Below are 17326 nucleotides of genomic sequence, written 5' to 3' on the forward strand. Positions count from 1 at the left end.
CACTGTACTTGCGTGGTGCTGCCATGCTCTCCATCCTTCACAGGTTCGAGAGCCTCCGACAGACCCGGGGCGGTTCAACCACCAGCCAGCCGCGTACCAAGGTCAGTGCAGCTAGCGTTTGAATTAGGACGCAACTCATCTATCACGGGCGACGGTGCTGCGTCATGCTTATGCCCCTCCTACCTGTTGACGGAATGGTCGGGATATTCAGCGACCGACGCTTGTCAGATCCCCATGGGTCCGTCCGCGTGACTTTTGCGATGGTCAAGGGGCGAGCCGGAAACGGTCGATGTCACCCGGCCACCAGCTCGCAGTGCCCAGCAGCACCGCTAGCGCCGGGACTACTAAGGTCCGCACCAGGAACGTGTCGAGCAGCAAACCGACACCGATGATGAACCCGATTTGCACCATCACATCGATGGACCCGACCATCAGCCCAAACATGCTGGCCGCGAATATCAACCCAGCCGAGGTGATGACCGACCCGGTGTAAGCGACGGTACGCATTACGCCGACCCGCACGCTCCACCTCGTTTCCTCTCTCAGCCGTGACACCAGCAGCATGTTGTAGTCGGCGCCCACCGCCACCAAGACAATGAACGACACCAGTGGCACGGGCCAGGCGATCCCGGCACCGAGGATGTGTTGAAGTACGAGCACACCAATACCGAGAGCCGCCATGTAGTTCAAGACGACGGTTGCAAGGAGATAGACAGGTGCAACGACGGCCCGCAACAGCAGCATCAGGATCAGACCCACGATGAGAAGGGTGGCTATGCCGAGCAGTTTGAAATCGTACGACAACAGTCGCTGGACGTCGGCATTGATCGCAGGAAAGCCCGCAACAGAAGCACGTCCGCCCTCCAGAGTGGTGTTCGGCATCGCGTTCTCGGCGACGCTGGACAGCTCGTTCGCCAGCGTCATTGCATCGGCAGAGTATGGGTCGTAGGCGGTCTGTACCGCATAGCGCACGGTTTTCCCGTCGGACGAGATGAACTGTCGAGCGACCTGACTGAACTGCTGGTCCTTGAACGCATCCGCGGGGAGATAGAAGCCGGTTGCCGAGTCAGAATCGCCGACCTCCCGTGCGGGAGCCCGAAGCTGTGCGGCGACCTGTGCCAGTCCACTGAGTAGCTGAAGGTTGCTGTCCACCAGAGCACCGACTCCGTTCGACAACTGACGCGCGCCGTCGGCAAGTGCGCCGACGCCGGATTCGAGTTGCGAGAGCCTGTTCCCGAGGTCCTGTCCGCCGATGGCTTGTAGTGCAGAATCCAGCGTTTGAAGAGAACGCTGCAGCTGTGCAATGTTGGTCGAGCCTGGCGCACTCACGCGGCCGAGCTGCGCGGCAAAGTCAGCCACCCTCCCAAGCGACTGATCATCCGCGAGTGCCCGGATGTCGGCCATTTGCGCGCGCAGTGCCGAGCACTGCGCGATCTGCTGGCACCACGGATTGTCTAACGCGGACAACGCCGGCGCGACCGCATCTGCCGCAGACTGGGCCCGACGTGCGAGTTGAGACAGCTCGGGCGCTTGCTTGGAAAACTGTCTAAGCCTTGGGGCAGCGTTCGCCAGTTGGTTCACAAGCGGCCGATACTCGTCGAGCTGCGGGCCAAATGACGACACCTCGTCGAGCAACCCCGACAGCGGAGCGAGGTTGGAGGATATCTGGTCTTCTAACAGTGCCAGGCCTCCGGCGAGCTGCTCTGACCCCGTCTTCAGGACGGCCAGATCACCCTTGCGGGCCTGTCCATCACCGGTCTCCTCGGTGATCTTGGTACCGATCTGATCATTCTGCCAAGATAATTGCGCCTGCTCTAGCTTCTCACCGGTCGGCCGCGTCACGCCAATGACCCTGGTCACGCCGGGAATCTGCGCGACGCGGGAGGCTAGCTGGTCGAGGTCGGCAAGGCCTTGAGCCGTGCGCATGTCGTTCTCGGACTCCACCACCAAGAATTCTGAGATGATGATGTCTTTCGGGAAGTGGCGGTTGAGAAGCGCGTATCCTTCGTTGCTCCCTGTGTCAGGTGGCTGCCCCTCGCGATCGTCGTAGGTGATCTGAATTGTTGCGGCGACCATGGCGAGGCCGATCAACACGACCACACTGATCGCGAGCAGAGGGACCGGCCGCCGGATAACCATGACTCCGACTCTTCTCCAGTAATCCCGCGTCAGGTCACGGCGGGGAAGGCCGGCGCCTTTCTTGGCAGCGAAAGAGAGTACGAGGGGCAGCAATGTCACCGTCGCCAAGAATGCGAAAGCTATGGCGATTGCGCAGGCCGGACCCAAAGTGTTAAACACACTGAGCTTGGCGAAGGCCATAGCCAGGAACGCTAGGGCCACAGTGCCCGCCGACGCTAGAACCACGCGGCCGATAGTTGCATTCGCGTGGGCGATAGCGACATCAGGAGAGTAACCCGCTCGAATACCTTCATGATAGCGGCTGATGAGGAACACCGAATAGTCAACTCCGGCACCAAAGATGATGACGGTCATGAACATTGACGTGAACTGGGATACCGGCATGCCCAGCTCGCCCAGTCCAGATAGAACTCCGCGACCCACAGCCAAGCTCATGCCCACGACAAGCAGCGGCATCAGCGCGGTGAAGACCGAACGATAGACGATCAGGAGGATCACGGCGATCAGCAGCACGGTGGCAACAGTGATCAGGACCAGATCCGACTCGCCCACGGCGAGTTGGTCGCTAAAGGTCGCGGGCGGGCCTGTCACACGGACTGTCGTCCCACTGTCACGAAAGATACTCTCAGCGATCTCACGCACCGCTGCGACCGCCTCCGCGGTATCGGGTCCCCCGAGTGTGCCGGCCACTCCCACGGGCAGATACCAGGCTTGCTTGTCTTTGCTGAGAGCCTGACTTGCGGTGAGGGGATCGCTCAGCAGGTCCCGGACAGCGATGACGTGCCTGTCGTCCGCCCGCAGGGTGTCGACAAGCACGTGATATCGATCGCGGGTGTTGTCGGACAGGCCTGCACTGTTCTCCATCACAACGAATACTGTGGTCTTGGCGCCGCGCTCGTCGAAAGATGCACCCATACGGTCCAAGGTCTGAAAAGACGGGACTCCGGCCGGGATCGGATCCACAGATTGTTCCCGTATCACTGACTCCAGTTGAGGAAAGAGAAGGCCTAAGCCGATGGCGGCGCCGAGCCAGACCAGCGTCACAATTCCCTTGCGGCGGAGGGTAAACCATGCAACCCGCTCAAGGGTCGGACTGTACTCGCCGAGTTTCTCGCCCCCTCTCGACGGGCGGGTTCGAATGGGAGACGAACTCACCATGTGCAATATCCTCTCGACCTGAAGTGGGCGACCCAATCGTGCGGACCCGTTATGCGAACGTCCGTGCGGCGGTGGATGGTTGTCACTTGCGGTGGTGCTCGGCCATGTCTTCGACCTCCTCGAGAGTGGTGGGCAGGTGGTATGGGGGGGTGCTCTTACCTGAGATGCGGTATCGGCCCCAGAAGTCGGGATCCCCGACGACACACTCCGCTCGGCCCTCGGGGGTCGTAAATACAGCGATCGCGCGGGCGCCCTTCAGGAGCTCGTCGAGCTCATCATTCTTCTGAATCCGGCCATACCAGGTGTAGAGGCCGTTCAGCGGCTGGAAATAGCCTTTGATCTTCGCTTCGACATGGATCTCCGTCCCGCGGCACACCAGGGTTCCTTCGCCGGAGTAGTCGAGGTCATGGTCGTCAGACATGCAGCCCTACCTTCTTCGCATTGAGCGTTGACAAATAACGCGGTTCGTGGATACTAGCAGTACCAGATACTGCGAGTAATGGGTACTGGGCGCCAGGCCCCGACTCCCAGCCTTGAACGACCGAGGAGAAGACATGACCGTGCAGGATGCCCATATCAAGCCCGACTTTTCACAGGAGGGCATGGCCCGGGTGAACGGGCGTAAGCCCGTCGACATGGAACGATCTGCAGGTCGTCTGTTGCGGTCTTCCGCGGAGAAGTTCTACGACGCGGAGATCGACATCGACTGGGAGTCGCCCTGGGAGGAAGGCAAGTACTTTCTGCCAGAGCACCGGGTGTCGCTATACGGCACCAAACTATGGAACAAGATGACCGAGGAGCAGCGTCGCGAGCTGGGACGCCACGAGATCGTGAGCATCCTCAGTTTCGGCATCTACGCAGAGAACCTCTTGAGTTCGGCGCTCCTGCGCATGTCGGCAAAGGGGGCCCTAACCGATCAGAAGTCCCTATACGCGCTAACAGAAATCGGCGATGAGTCCCGCCATTCCACTATGTTCGCGCGCCTCATTAACAAAACAGGCGTGCCCCCTTACAAGCTCCCTAAGGGCTTCTTGAGCTTCGCAAAGATCCTGCATTTCGTCCCGCTCGGACCGTCGGTGTCCGGAGCCACGCTGCTGATCGAGGAAATCCTGGACCGCGCCCAGCGCGAGGCGATGAACGACCCCAGTATGCAGCCTCAGCTTCGCCAGCTCATGAAGATCCATGTCCTCGAGGAAGCCCGTCACATTACCTTTGCGCGACTGGAGATGATCGAAGGCATGCAGCGTCGACGTAAGGCGACGCGCGCTTGGCACCGAGGGGTGCTTGCCGTCATCGCGAACCTGGCGTACCCGCTGCTCATTAATCCGAAAGTGTACCCCGCAGTGGGAATTAGCCGCTGGCGTGGCGTATGGGCACAACAAACCAGCCCAAACTATCGGACCAACCTGCAGTTCATGTCGGAGCCCATGATTCGGTTCTTCCATGAGGCGGGAATGCTGGAAGGCAAGTTCACAATGGCCATGTGGCGCGCGACGCGGAGCCTTCCCGACGATCTCCGCTGATCTCCGTTCACGCGGCCGAGCCGTCACGGTCGACATCAGTTAGACCTGTGCGGAGCATTCTCGATGGCTTCGCGATCACTTCCGCCTCAACAGATCACCCGCTGCCACTGTGCGCAGGTGATGTGTTGTGCCAACGAACCCACGAGGGAGAAAGCATAAACATGGCATCTTCAACTACCCGGCGCGCCTCGCGCGCCGCCGCCAAAACCGACTCAACCGACGACCCGATTTCGACCAAGATTCTGATCATCGGAAGCGGGTTCTCTGGTCTCGGGATGGCCGCACAGCTAAGACGTCGCGGGTACAGCGACTTTCTAATCCTGGAGAAGGCAAGCTCCGTCGGTGGAACCTGGCGCGACAATACCTATCCGGGCTGTGCATGTGACGTCCCGTCGCTGATGTACTCGTACTCATTCGAAAGTCGAGGTAGCTGGTCGAAGGTGTGGTCGTCACAACCAGAAATTGAGCGGTATCTACAAGACGTCGCGGACAAGCGCGGCGTGACACAAAAGATTCATTTCGGTCAGAAGTTGGTTTCCGGATACTGGAGCGAGTCAGAGTCGCGGTGGCACCTGCGTACTGAGTCCGGACGTGAGTACATTGCTCAGTTCGTAGTTTCAGGAGTCGGTGCGCTGCATATCCCCAATTTTCCCGAAATTTCGGGGATTGAGGACTTTAAAGGCGAAGCGTTTCACTCCGCACAGTGGGATCATTCGGTGGATCTGGAGGGCAAGCGTGTCGCCGTGATCGGCACTGGTGCCAGCGCTATCCAGTTTGTGCCGTTCGTACAGAAGGAGGCCATGTCCCTCAAGGTCTTCCAGCGAACCCCTGCCTGGGTCCTACCCCGCAAGAATTTCACCGTTCCGCCGGCCCTGCGGACTCTTCTGAGCAAACTCCCGATTGCACGTCGTATCGCCAGGTGGTCGGTGTACTGGGGTGCGGAGAGCCTAGCCTTCGGCCTCAACGGTCACTCTAACCTTATGCGGCCAATTGAAAAGGTCGCTCGGTGGAACATTGAACGCTCCATCTCTGATCCGGCATTGCGCAAGAAACTGACCCCGTCATATCGCATCGGCTGTAAGCGAATTCTGGGGTCAAACGACTATTACCCTGCACTTGCGGCACCTAACACCACTGTCATCAGCGATCGGATTGAGAAGGTGACCGCTGATTCCATCATCACCTCAGACGGCGTCGAGCACCTCATCGACGTTATAATTTATGCGACCGGTTTTCACGTGACTGATGGTTTCGATCAGCTCGCCCTGAAAGGTGCCACTGGCGAGGATCTCCCGTCCCACTGGCATCAGACGGGGATTAACACGCACCTGGGCATCACGACCGAGGGTTTTCCCAACCTGTTTTTCCTCCTCGGACCCAACACGGGCCTCGGCCACAACTCAGTGGTGTTCATGATCGAGCAACAGATCAAATACATCATGAAGGCCATCGACACAGTAGAAAGCCGAGGCGCTGAGAAGGTTGACGTACGCCCGTCCGTGCAAGAACAGTTCAACACCGACATCCAGCGGAAGCTGGCCAAGGGAGTGTGGACCAACGGCGGCTGCACGAGTTGGTATCTCGACTCGCAGGGCGTCAACCGGACCGTGTGGCCGGGCTTCACATGGCAGTACTGGCGCGCCACAAAAGATTTCGACCCCGCCGAGTACGACATCGCCTGAGCCCGAACGCACGGAGAGACACGATTCGAAGAGATGGTGGGACGACGGTGAGCAGTTCTAATCGGCATGACTATACCGGCAAGGTGGCAGTGATCACCGGTGCCGCGTCAGGGATCGGTCGGTCTCTGGCACTCCAGTTGGCGGAGCGAGGTGCCGCACTGGCACTGTCCGACATTGATGAGATGCACTTGAAGGAGACTGCAGAACTTTGCCGCACCACGCATGGGGCAACGGTAACCGCCGCCGTACTAGACGTTGCGGACCGCGCTGCTTTTCAGGACTATGCCGACGGAGTGCGGTCAGAGTCGGGCCACGTCGACATGGTGTTCAACAACGCCGGCGTGGCCTTGGGCGTCGACGTGGTCGACATGAGCTGGGAAGACTTCGACTGGCTCATGGGCATCAACTTTGGCGGAGTCGTTAACGGGTCGAAGGCGTTTCTGCCTCACCTGATCGCGTCCGGGGACGGACATCTCATTAACACGTCGAGCGTCTTCGGCTTGATCGGAATCCCCAGCCAAAGCGCCTATAATGCCGCGAAATTCGGCGTCAGAGGCTTCACCGAGGCGCTCCGACAGGAGATGAAAATCAGTCGATACCCGGTCACAGTGACATGTGTGCACCCGGGGGGTGTAAAAACCAACATCGTCAACAATGCCCGAGGCGTTTCCGCCATGGGGGCAGACACCGCGACTGTCGCCTCGCTGTTCGACAGGATCGCACGAAGCACCCCGGATAAAGCAGCGGCGACAATCCTCAAAGGTATGGACAAGAAGAAGGCACGAGTGTTGATCGGTGCGGACGCCCGCGGTTTCGACTTCGTGGCACGGGTGATCGGTCCCCGCTACCAGGACATCGCGGCGCCACTGACACGAGCGGGTTACGCGGTCGCACGTAGACAGGGGATCCTCAAGTGACCGTCGAACCCGATGCACGTCCGGCTGCCGCAGCCCGCTCACGCACCTTGCGCGTCTCAGAAGTGACCCAGGAAACGAAAGACTCCGTCACCATTTCGTTCGAGATCCCCGATGCCATGGTCGAGGAGTTCAAGCATGTCCCAGGGCAATTCATCACCGTGAAGATCCCATCTGATCGGACCGGTCATGTCGCACGATGCTACTCGTTGAGCAGCTCGCCTCACGTCGAGGACTTCCGTCTCGAGATCGGGATCAAGCGGACGGAGAACGGTTACGCATCGAACTGGCTGTGCGACAACGCGATGACGGGAATGGAGTTGACCGTCCTCCCGCCGTCGGGGCACTTCACGGCTAAGAATCTCGACGTCGATTTTCTATTCTTTGCAGGAGGAAGTGGGATCACTCCGGTCTTGTCGCTGATTAAGTCGGCGCTTGTGTGCGGCGGGGGCGAAGTCACACTGTTCTACGCGAATCGCGATGCCGAGTCGATCATGTACGAGGGCCAACTGGCGCAGATCGCCTCCGAGTTCCCCGAGCGTTTCACGGTCTTCCACTGGTTGGAGTCGGCTATGGGGATTCCGGCACCTGAGGATGTCGAATCCGCCATACGTGAGCACCGCGGTGCACAGATCTACACCTGTGGTCCGGCGCCGTTCATGGATCTGGTTCAGAAGTCGGCGGAGGCCTGCGGTGTCGAGCACGCCTCGGTACATCGAGAAGTCTTTCAGTCACTGACCGGAGATCCATTCGAGACAGCCACGATGCGTCAGCTCAGTGACGACGATGGTGTGGCGACCGCCACGGTCTATCTGAATGGGCAGTCCATCACGACTGAGTGGCCGCGCAACACTCCGTTGCTCGACGTGCTATTGGCCCAAGGTCACAATGCCCCGTACTCCTGCCGAGAAGGGGCCTGCAGCGCGTGCGTATGCAAGCTGGTTGAGGGTGATGTAGAAATGGCACAAAACCACATCCTCGTTGAAGATGACATTGCCGACGGTGAACGGCTTGCGTGTCAGGCACTTCCGCTGACGGATGCAGTCACGGTGAGCTTCGATGACCTCTGAGATAGCGAGCGAGTCGCGAGGATCGCGGCACCTCGAGGTCCTCTCCTCCGACGGAACCAGGTTGTTCGCCCAGGAATTCGGCCCGGGCCGGGATGCTCCACTTCTAGTCTTTAGTCACGGCTGGGCCTGTCAGGGGCGTTTCTGGCGGCCACAGATCGAACAGTTCGCGGCGACGCATAGGGTAGTGGTCTACGACCAACGCGGACACGGGTGGAGCGACCGGGGCCGGGTACCGTTCTCGGCGAGACTTCTGGCCGATGACTTGGAGGCCGTAGTTCGGGCGGTAGCCACTCCCACCGACAAGGCTGTCGTGGTCGGACACAGCATGGGAGGTATGTCCATCATGAGCTGGGCAGCTGAGTACCCAGCCTCGGTGTCGGAGCTGGCCCGCGGAGTAGTACTGGCAAGCACCGGGCCATCACAGTTGGTGGATCGGTCAACGTTACTCAAAGTTCCCCGCCAGCTACGACCGAGACTTGAACGGGCCTTCGCGGCTGGTCTTGCGGTCGCGGGACCCGAGATGCAGGACACGCGTTTGTCTCGCCGCCTGATTCGTTACGGAACCCTGGGCCCGGGCGCGACTGTCGAGGTAATCGATGAGTGCGCCGACATCGTGTTGCGATGCCCACCACAGGTGCGGGGGATGTGGGGTGCGGTTTTGGCGACAATCGACGTCAGCAGGGGTGTTGACTCGCTGACAGTGCCGGCGGCGGTCATCGTGGGCGATGCCGACAGACTGACCCCGGCGGCCCATTCGGTGGATCTCGCAGCGCGACTGGGTCGGCAGGGCGTTCTATTTGAATTCACTCTTCTCGACAAGGTCGGTCACATGTCCAACCTAGAGGCCGTTGAAGACTTCAATTCAGCTGTGGCCAGGTTAGACAGATCCGCCTGAAGCTCGTCTCATCAACCAATGCCTCGGCCACGCGGGCGCCACGTGCTCACCGGCGCGACGAGTCGTCCATCCTGATAACCTAGGAGGCCATGTCTGTAGTCCGTCGAATCTCCGCGGCCCCGGTGAAAGTGCAGCGTCGTGTGCGCGACGCACGAAGCACGCGTTGGGACGACCACCGCGCTGTCGTTAAGGCTGAACTCGTCGACGCGGCTATACGCGCGATCGAAAAGTTCGGCGATGCTGTGAGCATGGACGATTTTGCGGAAGAGGCAGGTGCGTCGAAACCTAAGCTCTACCGCCATTTCGGTGACAGAGCTGGGCTCTATTCCGCCGTGGCAGCACGTCTGGGTTCGATGATGTGGGAGTCAGCGCAGTCAACTCTGCTCTCCGGACAGGAAGACAGCTCCGTTGACGAGCTTTTCCGTTCAGCGATCTCTGCATACGTATCCTTGGTCGACGACCATCCGGCGGTCGTCCGTTTCCTCATGACGAATCACATGTTCCAGTACTCTGAGTCCGGCGAGGGAGGGGCCGCAGATCAGCTGAGATCGGCAATGGAGATTATTTCTGACGAGTTCGCTCGTGGCCTCCGAGAGGTCGGCGCCGACGAGTCCCTCGTCGCCGTAGCAGTGGCCTCTATCCTAGGGGCTGGTCTATCAGCGACCCAGTGGTGGATCGATCACGGTCGGCAGAATGGAATGAGCAGGGACTTGTTTGCCGCGCACCTGTGCCAGACCTCGTGGGGGATTATTGACGGCGCTGCGGCCACGGTGGGCGTTCGATTCCATAGAGACAGGCCCTTCGGAGACCCTGCATTCGCCACTCGCCTCGACGCCGTCTGATCCCCTTCGTACGGGTGGTCCGCCCTGTGTCACGCACGCGGCAGAACTGCTCACACAAACGGAGCGCATTTCACAATCCTGACTGCTGGCTGTCATGGGGGATCATCCTTGGTCGCCGCTCATCTTAGTAGCGGAGCGCTACAGACGGTACTGTTGACGACAGTGCCACAGTCGTGGCGGCACTCATAAGGCCCCCCTCGAGCCTTCCATCGGTACCGCCACTGGCAGTTTCGTTCTGTTACCGACGGTATTGGTGTGCAGTCAGAGGTTCTTGATTTGGTTTCGTAGGGAGTGGCCAGGGTGGAAACCATCGATTTCGACGATGTTGACCCGAGGCGGGTTCGGTCGCGTCAGCGTTTGTTGGATGCTGCGGTGACCTTGCTGAACAGTGGCGGGGTCGAAGCCGTTACCGTGGAGGCGGTCACTCGACTGTCTCGTGTTGCTCGCACCACCTTGTATCGTCACTTCGAGAGCTCCACAGATCTGGTGGCGGCTGCCTTCGAGCGATTGTTGCCTCAGGCCGAGACCCCCGAGACGACGACGTCGATCCGTGATGACCTGCTGAAGCTGATGCAGCGGCAGGCTGAGCTTATTGAGCATGCACCGCTGCAGTTGACGACGCTGGCATGGTTGGCAATGCTTCCCGAGCAGCCCCGGCAATCCGGGCAATCCGACGGGGATCAGAACGCGCTCGCGCCACTGCGTCGTCGAGTCGTCGAGCAGTATCGAGAACCATTCGATCGAGTTTTGACGAGTGACGTGGCCACGGCTGAGCTCGACAACTTCGATTTGACCATGGCTGTCACCCAGCTCGCGGGCCCGCTGATCTTTGCCAAGCTCACGGGCATTCGGTCGATGACCGTTGGCGATCTCGAACAGCTTGTCGACGATTTCCTCATGGCCCACCGGCGACACCAAACCTCCTGACCTCCTTCCCCATCTACGGTACTGCTAGTACCGTAACGATACCGTCGGTTTCGTAGACGGGCTGGGTCGAGGGTGAGGTGCTGCATATGGTGGTCCAACGTCCAAGTGGTGGGCGCTTGGCGGCGCGCCGGTTGGCGGAACGCAGCGAGTACAGCACGACATTGGGGCGGTTGGCACGGTTCACCTTGGCGCACAGATTCCTCGTCATCGGGGCGTGGGTGGCTGTGGGTATCGTCTTGGCGATTCTGTTTCCCCAGCTGGAGACGGTGGTGCGGCAGCAGTCTGTTGATCCGATCCCTGCTGGGGTTCCATCGTTTCAAGCACTCGATCAGATGGGTGGTGCGTTCGGTGAGAAGGGCGCCAAGACCACTGTTTTCGTGACCATGGAGAACCCGAACGGGTTCACCGACGTGGCGCGGGAACGCTACGACATGCTCGTTCTGCAGCTGCGCGAAAATTTCGACGATGTGCAGTCAGTGCGGGATTTGCTTTCCGATCCGACGACGGCCGGCCAAGCCTTGAGTGAGGACGGGCAAGCCTGGTACCTGCCTGTCGGGGTCACCGGAACATTGGGAGGGCCAACGGCCACGCATGCTGTGGAGACCGTGCGCCAAACCGCGCAGCGCGTGTTTGACGGTACGGGCACCACTGTCCATGTCACCGGGCCGACAGCCACTTTCAGTGACCAGATCGTCAGTGCTGAAAGCGATTTAGTCGTGATCACTCTGGCGACGGTGGCGCTTATCGCGATCATTCTGTTGATCGTTTACCGATCGCTGTTCACCGCGCTGGTGCCGTTGTTGGTGATCGGTGTCAGCCTCGGCGTGGGCCGTGGCATCTTGTCCGCACTCGGCGAACTCGGTATGCCGGTATCGCAGTTCACCGTCGCGTTCATGACCGTCATCCTGCTCGGAGCCGGGGTCGACTACTCAGTCTTCTTCATCAGTCGCTATCACGAACGGCTACGCCAGGACGCCACCACCGAGGTTGCGCTCGTGGACGCGACAGCAACTATCGGACGGGTCATCCTGGCTTCAGCTGCCACGGTGGCGCTGGCCTTTTTGGCGATGGTCTTTGGTCAGCTGAGCGTGTTCTCCACCTTGGGTCCGGCATGCGCGATCGCCATCCTCATCGGATTCCTCGCCACGGTCACCCTGCTACCACCGGTGTTGCTGTGGGCGGCACGATTCGGCTGGGGCGCACCCAGGCGAGATCTGACCCGAAAGTACTGGAATCGCGTCGCCGTGCTCGTCGTGCGGCGTCCTGTGCCGCTGCTGGCACTAACCCTGGTCGGGCTAATCGTGCTTAGCGTCTTCGCGACGGGCATCCAGATCACCTTCGACGATCGTGAGGGGCAACCCGCGACAACCGACAGCAACGAAGGCTACGCGTTGCTCGACCGTCATTTCCCTCAAGACGTCACTATCACCGAGTTCCTCGTCGTAGATGCACCGATCGATCTCCGTACTGCCAGCGGGCTGGCCGATCTTGAGCAAATGGCCTCACGTGTATCCCAGATCCCCGGAGTGACTCGAGTCATCGGCGTTACCCGTCCCACCGGGGACAAGCTCGAGCAAGCCGAGCTGTCCTGGCAGAACGGCCAGATCGGGAACCGGCTGGCGGGTGCGGTCGACGATGGCCAGAACCGCCGCGGTGACCTCGAACAGCTCCGTACAGGCGCATTCCAACTCGCCGACGGGCTTACTCAGCTCGACACCCAGGTACGCACCAACTTGGCCCCCCTGGCCGGCATCCTCGATCAGGCAAGCACAGCCGGGCAGCAAATTCAGCAGTACCAGCCACTACTACGCCAACTCGCCGCATCTGCACCAGCGCTCGATCGCGCTTCTCAGAATGCCCCACAGCTGGCCGCGCTCACCCGCCAAACATCTGCAGCCCTGGCAACAGTGACCTCGATCCTGCCCATCCTCGATAATGCGCCCTGGTGCACCCAAGTCCCGCAGTGCGCAGCTCTGCGCGCGCAGACCCGCAATCTCGACGCCCTACTGAGCAACGGGACCCTCGACCAGATCGCCACGCTGTCAACACAACTCGCGCAGCTGGATACACCGATCTCAACAGTCACCGACCAACTCACTTCCACCGTCAACTCACTGGGCTCCACGCTGGGAAGCATCAGCAGCCAAGACCTTCCCGGCAAGCTCACCCAACTGCAAACAGGTATCAGTCAACTCGCGGCGGGATCACGCCAACTCGCCGCCGGTGTATCCGCGCTGATCGACAGCAACCTTCAACAACTCGCCGGGATGGCCGCGCTAGCCACACAACTACAAACCTCCGCCCGCGAGACCGCCGGAACAAACTCAGCAACCGGCTTCTACCTCCCACCTCAGGCCAACGCAGACCGCCGTTTCGTCGACGTCGCTCGCCAGTTCGTCTCGCCCGACGGCCATACCGTGCGCTACGCAATACAAACCAGCTTCGACCCCTACAGCACCGAGGCCATGCAACTGGCCGACACAATCACCGATGTCGCACTCGCCGCCAGACCGAACACAACCCTGCAGGACTCCAACATCGCGACAGCCGGGTTCCCCGCCATCAACGCCGATCTGCAACGTCTACTCACCGAAGACTTCCGACTCCTAGCGTTGGCCACCCTCACCATCGTCGGCCTGATCCTGATACTCCTACTCCGAGCACTCATCGCGCCGCTATACCTTCTGGGCACCGTCATACTCAACTACACCGCGGCACTGGGTATCGGCGTCCTGATCTTTCAACACATCCTCAAAACCGACATCGCCTGGCCCGTACCACTACTGGCCTTCATAGTCCTCGTCGCGGTCGGCGCCGACTACAACATGCTTCTCATCTCTCGCCTACGCGAAGAATCCCAAAACAACATCCGCATCGGCGTCCTGAGAACCGTCACCAACACCGGATCAGTCATCACCTCGGCCGGCCTCATCTTCGCTGCCAGCATGTTCGGACTCATGGCCGGATCCATCTCGATCATGACCCAGGTCGGACTCATCATCGGCATCGGCCTGCTGCTCGACACCTTCATCGTCCGCACCATCGTCGTGCCGACCATCGCCACACTTGTCGGCAGAGCAAGCTGGTGGCCGAGTACCCGAACCGACACGCATCCAGCGTCCCGCTAGTACGCACGCACGTGCCGAGATCTGACCGGCCCCGCCAGTCATCCAGCCATCGCGCCCACCTCATCGACTGACACCCGCTCGACGGTCGGCCGCGGCACCACACCCGACCCACGTGCGAGCGCCCCTCGCGTCGTTGACGCTGGTAGAACTCGCAGGAGGGCCCGTCGCGGCGTTGGGGACTGTCGCTGATTCGGTGTAAGTGGTTTTGATCGCCCCCGGCGTGGGGCAGGAGGAATCACGACGATGACCGACACAATCGGGGGCGTGGATGCCCCGGTGGCAGGGCCGGTTCAGACCGGTCAGGAACACGATGTCACCACCGCGGATGCGGTGCGTGAGCTCTCGAAGGCCGAGCAGGCTTTGGTGAGCGATCTGGTACGTAGCTCACGCGCTCAGGGAGTGGCTCTGACCGGTCCTGACGGGCTGCTCAAAGCGCTGACCAAGAGCGTGCTCGAAGCCGCGCTCGATGAAGAGATGACCGAACATCTTGGCTATGACAAACATGACGTGGCCGGCCGCAACACCGGCAATTCACGCAACGGCACGCGCACGAAACGGGTCCTGACCGACGCGTGCGGGCAGGTGCCCATCGAGGTGCCCCGCGACCGCAACGCCACCTTCGACCCGGTAATTGTCGGTAAGAGCAAACGTCGCGTCACCGATGTGGATCGGGTAGTGCTGTCGCTGTATGCCAAAGGCCTCACAACCGGCGAGATCTCAGCGCATTTCGCCGATGTCTACGGTGTCAACGGCGGCTGAAAACTGACCCCTTATCGACGGTTGAATTTTGACCCCCTTTGGTGTGGTTACTGGTCGGTGTTGACGAGTTCTCGTCGGGCTTTGGTGCGGTAGGAGTCGCCGTCGATAGCGATGACCTCGGCGTGATGGACGAGGCGGTCGATGAGTGCGGCGGCGACGACGTCGTCGGCGAAGACTTCGCCCCAACGGCCGAATGGCATGTTCGAGGTGATCAGAATCGAGCCTTGTTCGTAGCGACTGGCAATGAGTTGGAAGAACAGGTTGGCGGTGTCGGAGTCGAATGGGAGGTAGCCGATCTCGTCGATGATGATCAGTCGGTAGCGGCGGAGCCGTTTGAGTTCGGCGGCCAGGCGGCCGGTGGTGTGTGCCTCGGTCAGGCGGGTGGCCCATCCGGTGGCGGTGTCGAAGAGCACGGGGTAGGCGTTGTGTGCGGCTTTGATCCCGAGCGCGATCGCGAGGTGGGTTTTTCCCACCCCGGGTGGTCCGAGAAGGATCACGTTGTCGCTCTTGGCGATCCAGGTGCTGGTGGCCAGGTGGGCGATCACATCACGACGCAGTCCTGGAAGGTGGTCGAAGTTGAAGTCCTCGAGTGTTTTGACCGCAGGGAAGCGCGCGCCGCTGATCCGCAGCATGGTGCCGTTGGCTTCGCGTTCGCTGACCTGGCGGTCAAGAATCGCTGCGAGGTACTGCTCGTGGGTCCAGTTGTCGGTGCGGGCCCGCTCGGCCAATTCCGCCCAGCATCGGCGGATCGCTGGCATCTTCAACGCCCGCGCCGCGAACTCGATCTGTTTACCTGTTTGATTGTCGGACACAGTCTTTCACCTTTCAATGCTGGTGGATGTGGTGGGCGGGTGAGCTTGGGGCGGGGTGGCAAAGTTCACCCCGAACAGCTCGTCGTAGTCCGGTAACGCCCGGATCGGCACCTCGTGGCCATCAGGGTGGGCGCGGATGCGGGCGGCGTTTCGGGCCCGGTTGGCGAGGTCTTGGCGGCGGTAATCGCGGCGCAGTTCTTTGGCTGCTCGCACGTGCTGAGGGTCGGCGATGGTGACGTGGTTGGCCCAGCTGCGCGCGTGGTCGGCGACGGTGACCTCGCCGCAGAGGATGCGCACCTGCTGCAGGTCGGCAGTGATGTCGACGAACCGACCGATCACCGACGGGTGCACCGAATAGTCATTGCCGGCTACACGTACGTAGTAGTCGCGACCGAGTCGCACCCGGCTACTCAAGCCGATATGCGGTGCGGTCGGAGGTAGGCCGGTCATCTGCTCGAGGTCCTCGGCGAACACGTCACACGGGCGTCGATCACCGATCGCGCGCACCACTCGGGTGTTGGCATGATCGGCCAGCCACCGATCGAACTGGGCGGTGAAATCGGCCGGTGAGCTGAACTGGCGGCCCGGCAGGAACGAGCTCTCGAAGAACCGGTTGTTGCGTTCGACCATGCCCTTGTACTCGGGGTCTCGCGGTGGCGCCAGCTCCAGCCGCGTACCCAACGTGCCCACGAAGCCGGCCGCCAACGCGGTGGGTGTGCCCTTGGGGCCGATCGCGGCTTCGCGGTCCCACACCAGTTTGCGGGTCACCCCGCCCAGTTGCGACAGCAGCAGCCACATTCCCGTCAGGATGTCTCCGCCCTGGCGAGACGGGATCATCACCGCCGACCGGTACCGGGAGAACGCCAACGTCATCACCAACACCGGTAGCATGGCGAACTGATTGTGGCTCAGAGGGATTCGGTAGTCCGGAAACCACAAATCCCACTGTGAACAGCCGCCGGGCTGATAGATCACCCGATCGGCTGGATCTACCCCACGAAACTCTGGACGAATAGCCCGGACCCGGTCTTTGAGGACCGTCAACGACCTCGTCCACCCAACCCGCTCGGCGATCACCGTCGCCGGCATCGTCGGATACTCCCGCAGCAACGCCCGGATCTGCGGTTCGAACGCGTCGACCGCCGAGCCCGTCGCCGGCCGCGAGTACTTCGGCGCGGTATCCGAAGCCAACGCCGCACGAACGGTGTTGCGGGCCACCCCCAACCGGCGCGCGATCTCCCTGATCGGCACACCCTCACTGCGATGCAAACGGCGGATCTCTGCCCATTGCTCCACTGAAATCACCCTCCTAACAAGACGGGGGGGTCAAAATTCACCCGTCGTCAGGGGGTCAGTTTTCAGGCGTCGTCAACATACGGTGCGTCGGTATCGAAAGACACTGAACCGCCCCGGGTCTGTCGGAGGCTCTCGAACCTGTGAAGGATGGAGAGCATGGCAGCACCACGCAAGTACAGTG

At 60.9% G+C, this 17326-nt stretch carries 12 protein-coding genes and 1 pseudogene; 9 read left to right on the forward strand and 4 right to left on the reverse strand.

Annotation, left to right across the window (positions count from 1 at the left end; translation table 11 throughout):
• Positions 1 to 264 precede the first annotated feature (264 nt).
• Together KB201_RS24155 and KB201_RS24160 are read right to left on the reverse strand one after the other, a co-directional pair.
• Complete coding sequence (locus KB201_RS24155) at positions 265 to 3297, reverse strand: RND family transporter (protein ID WP_014928953.1); 3033 nt, start codon at positions 3295 to 3297, stop codon at positions 265 to 267.
• Positions 3298 to 3379: 82 nt separating this feature from the next.
• Positions 3380 to 3718, reverse strand: a complete 339-nt coding sequence (locus KB201_RS24160; protein WP_006902477.1) for a DUF4873 domain-containing protein — start codon at positions 3716 to 3718, stop codon at positions 3380 to 3382.
• A 133-nt stretch (positions 3719 to 3851) separates the two neighbouring features.
• Here KB201_RS24160 and KB201_RS24165 point away from each other — a divergent pair, with 133 nt between their 5' ends.
• The 9 genes and pseudogenes from KB201_RS24165 to KB201_RS24205 form a co-directional block, all read left to right on the forward strand.
• Positions 3852 to 4820: a diiron oxygenase gene (locus KB201_RS24165; protein ID WP_005195186.1), complete on the forward strand. Its 969-nt coding sequence runs from the start codon at positions 3852 to 3854 to the stop codon at positions 4818 to 4820.
• 161 nt (positions 4821 to 4981) lie between these two features.
• A complete protein-coding gene (locus KB201_RS24170; protein ID WP_211540845.1) occupies positions 4982 to 6502 on the forward strand; it encodes an NAD(P)/FAD-dependent oxidoreductase in 1521 nt (506 codons plus the stop codon).
• Between the two features lie 47 nt (positions 6503 to 6549).
• On the forward strand, positions 6550 to 7419 hold the full coding sequence (locus KB201_RS24175; RefSeq protein ID WP_211540847.1) for an SDR family oxidoreductase: 870 nt from the start codon (positions 6550 to 6552) through the stop codon (positions 7417 to 7419).
• Positions 7416 to 8486: a ferredoxin--NADP reductase gene (locus KB201_RS24180; RefSeq protein WP_005195189.1), complete on the forward strand. Its 1071-nt coding sequence runs from the start codon at positions 7416 to 7418 to the stop codon at positions 8484 to 8486. Before KB201_RS24175 ends, KB201_RS24180 begins: the two co-directional genes overlap by 4 nt.
• Positions 8476 to 9381, forward strand: a complete 906-nt coding sequence (locus tag KB201_RS24185) for an alpha/beta fold hydrolase (RefSeq protein ID WP_211540849.1) — start codon at positions 8476 to 8478, stop codon at positions 9379 to 9381. The genes KB201_RS24180 and KB201_RS24185 overlap by 11 nt, the downstream gene beginning before the upstream one ends.
• An 89-nt stretch (positions 9382 to 9470) precedes the next feature.
• A complete protein-coding gene (locus KB201_RS24190) occupies positions 9471 to 10223 on the forward strand; it encodes a TetR/AcrR family transcriptional regulator (RefSeq protein ID WP_211540851.1) in 753 nt (250 codons plus the stop codon).
• Between the two features lie 300 nt (positions 10224 to 10523).
• A complete protein-coding gene (locus tag KB201_RS24195; protein WP_004021759.1) occupies positions 10524 to 11150 on the forward strand; it encodes a TetR/AcrR family transcriptional regulator in 627 nt (208 codons plus the stop codon).
• A gap of 86 nt (positions 11151 to 11236) precedes the next feature.
• A complete protein-coding gene (locus tag KB201_RS24200; RefSeq protein ID WP_033206569.1) occupies positions 11237 to 14278 on the forward strand; it encodes an RND family transporter in 3042 nt (1013 codons plus the stop codon).
• Between the two features lie 243 nt (positions 14279 to 14521).
• Positions 14522 to 15028 (forward strand): annotated as a pseudogene (locus KB201_RS24205) (transposase); the annotation flags it as partial.
• A gap of 56 nt (positions 15029 to 15084) precedes the next feature.
• On the opposite strand, the gene istB reads toward KB201_RS24205, so the two are convergent.
• Positions 15085 to 15849 carry an IS21-like element helper ATPase IstB gene (gene istB, locus KB201_RS24210; RefSeq protein WP_004021756.1) on the reverse strand — a complete coding sequence of 255 codons (765 nt, stop codon included), beginning with the start codon at positions 15847 to 15849 and terminating at the stop codon, positions 15085 to 15087.
• 6 nt (positions 15850 to 15855) lie between these two features.
• Positions 15856 to 17154: an IS21 family transposase gene (istA, locus tag KB201_RS24215; protein WP_165629285.1), complete on the reverse strand. Its 1299-nt coding sequence runs from the start codon at positions 17152 to 17154 to the stop codon at positions 15856 to 15858.
• Positions 17155 to 17326: the final 172 nt, after the last annotated feature.

The sequence above is a fragment of the Gordonia sp. SCSIO 19800 genome, assembly GCF_018132775.1.
Taxonomy (GTDB): domain Bacteria; phylum Actinomycetota; class Actinomycetes; order Mycobacteriales; family Mycobacteriaceae; genus Gordonia; species Gordonia hongkongensis.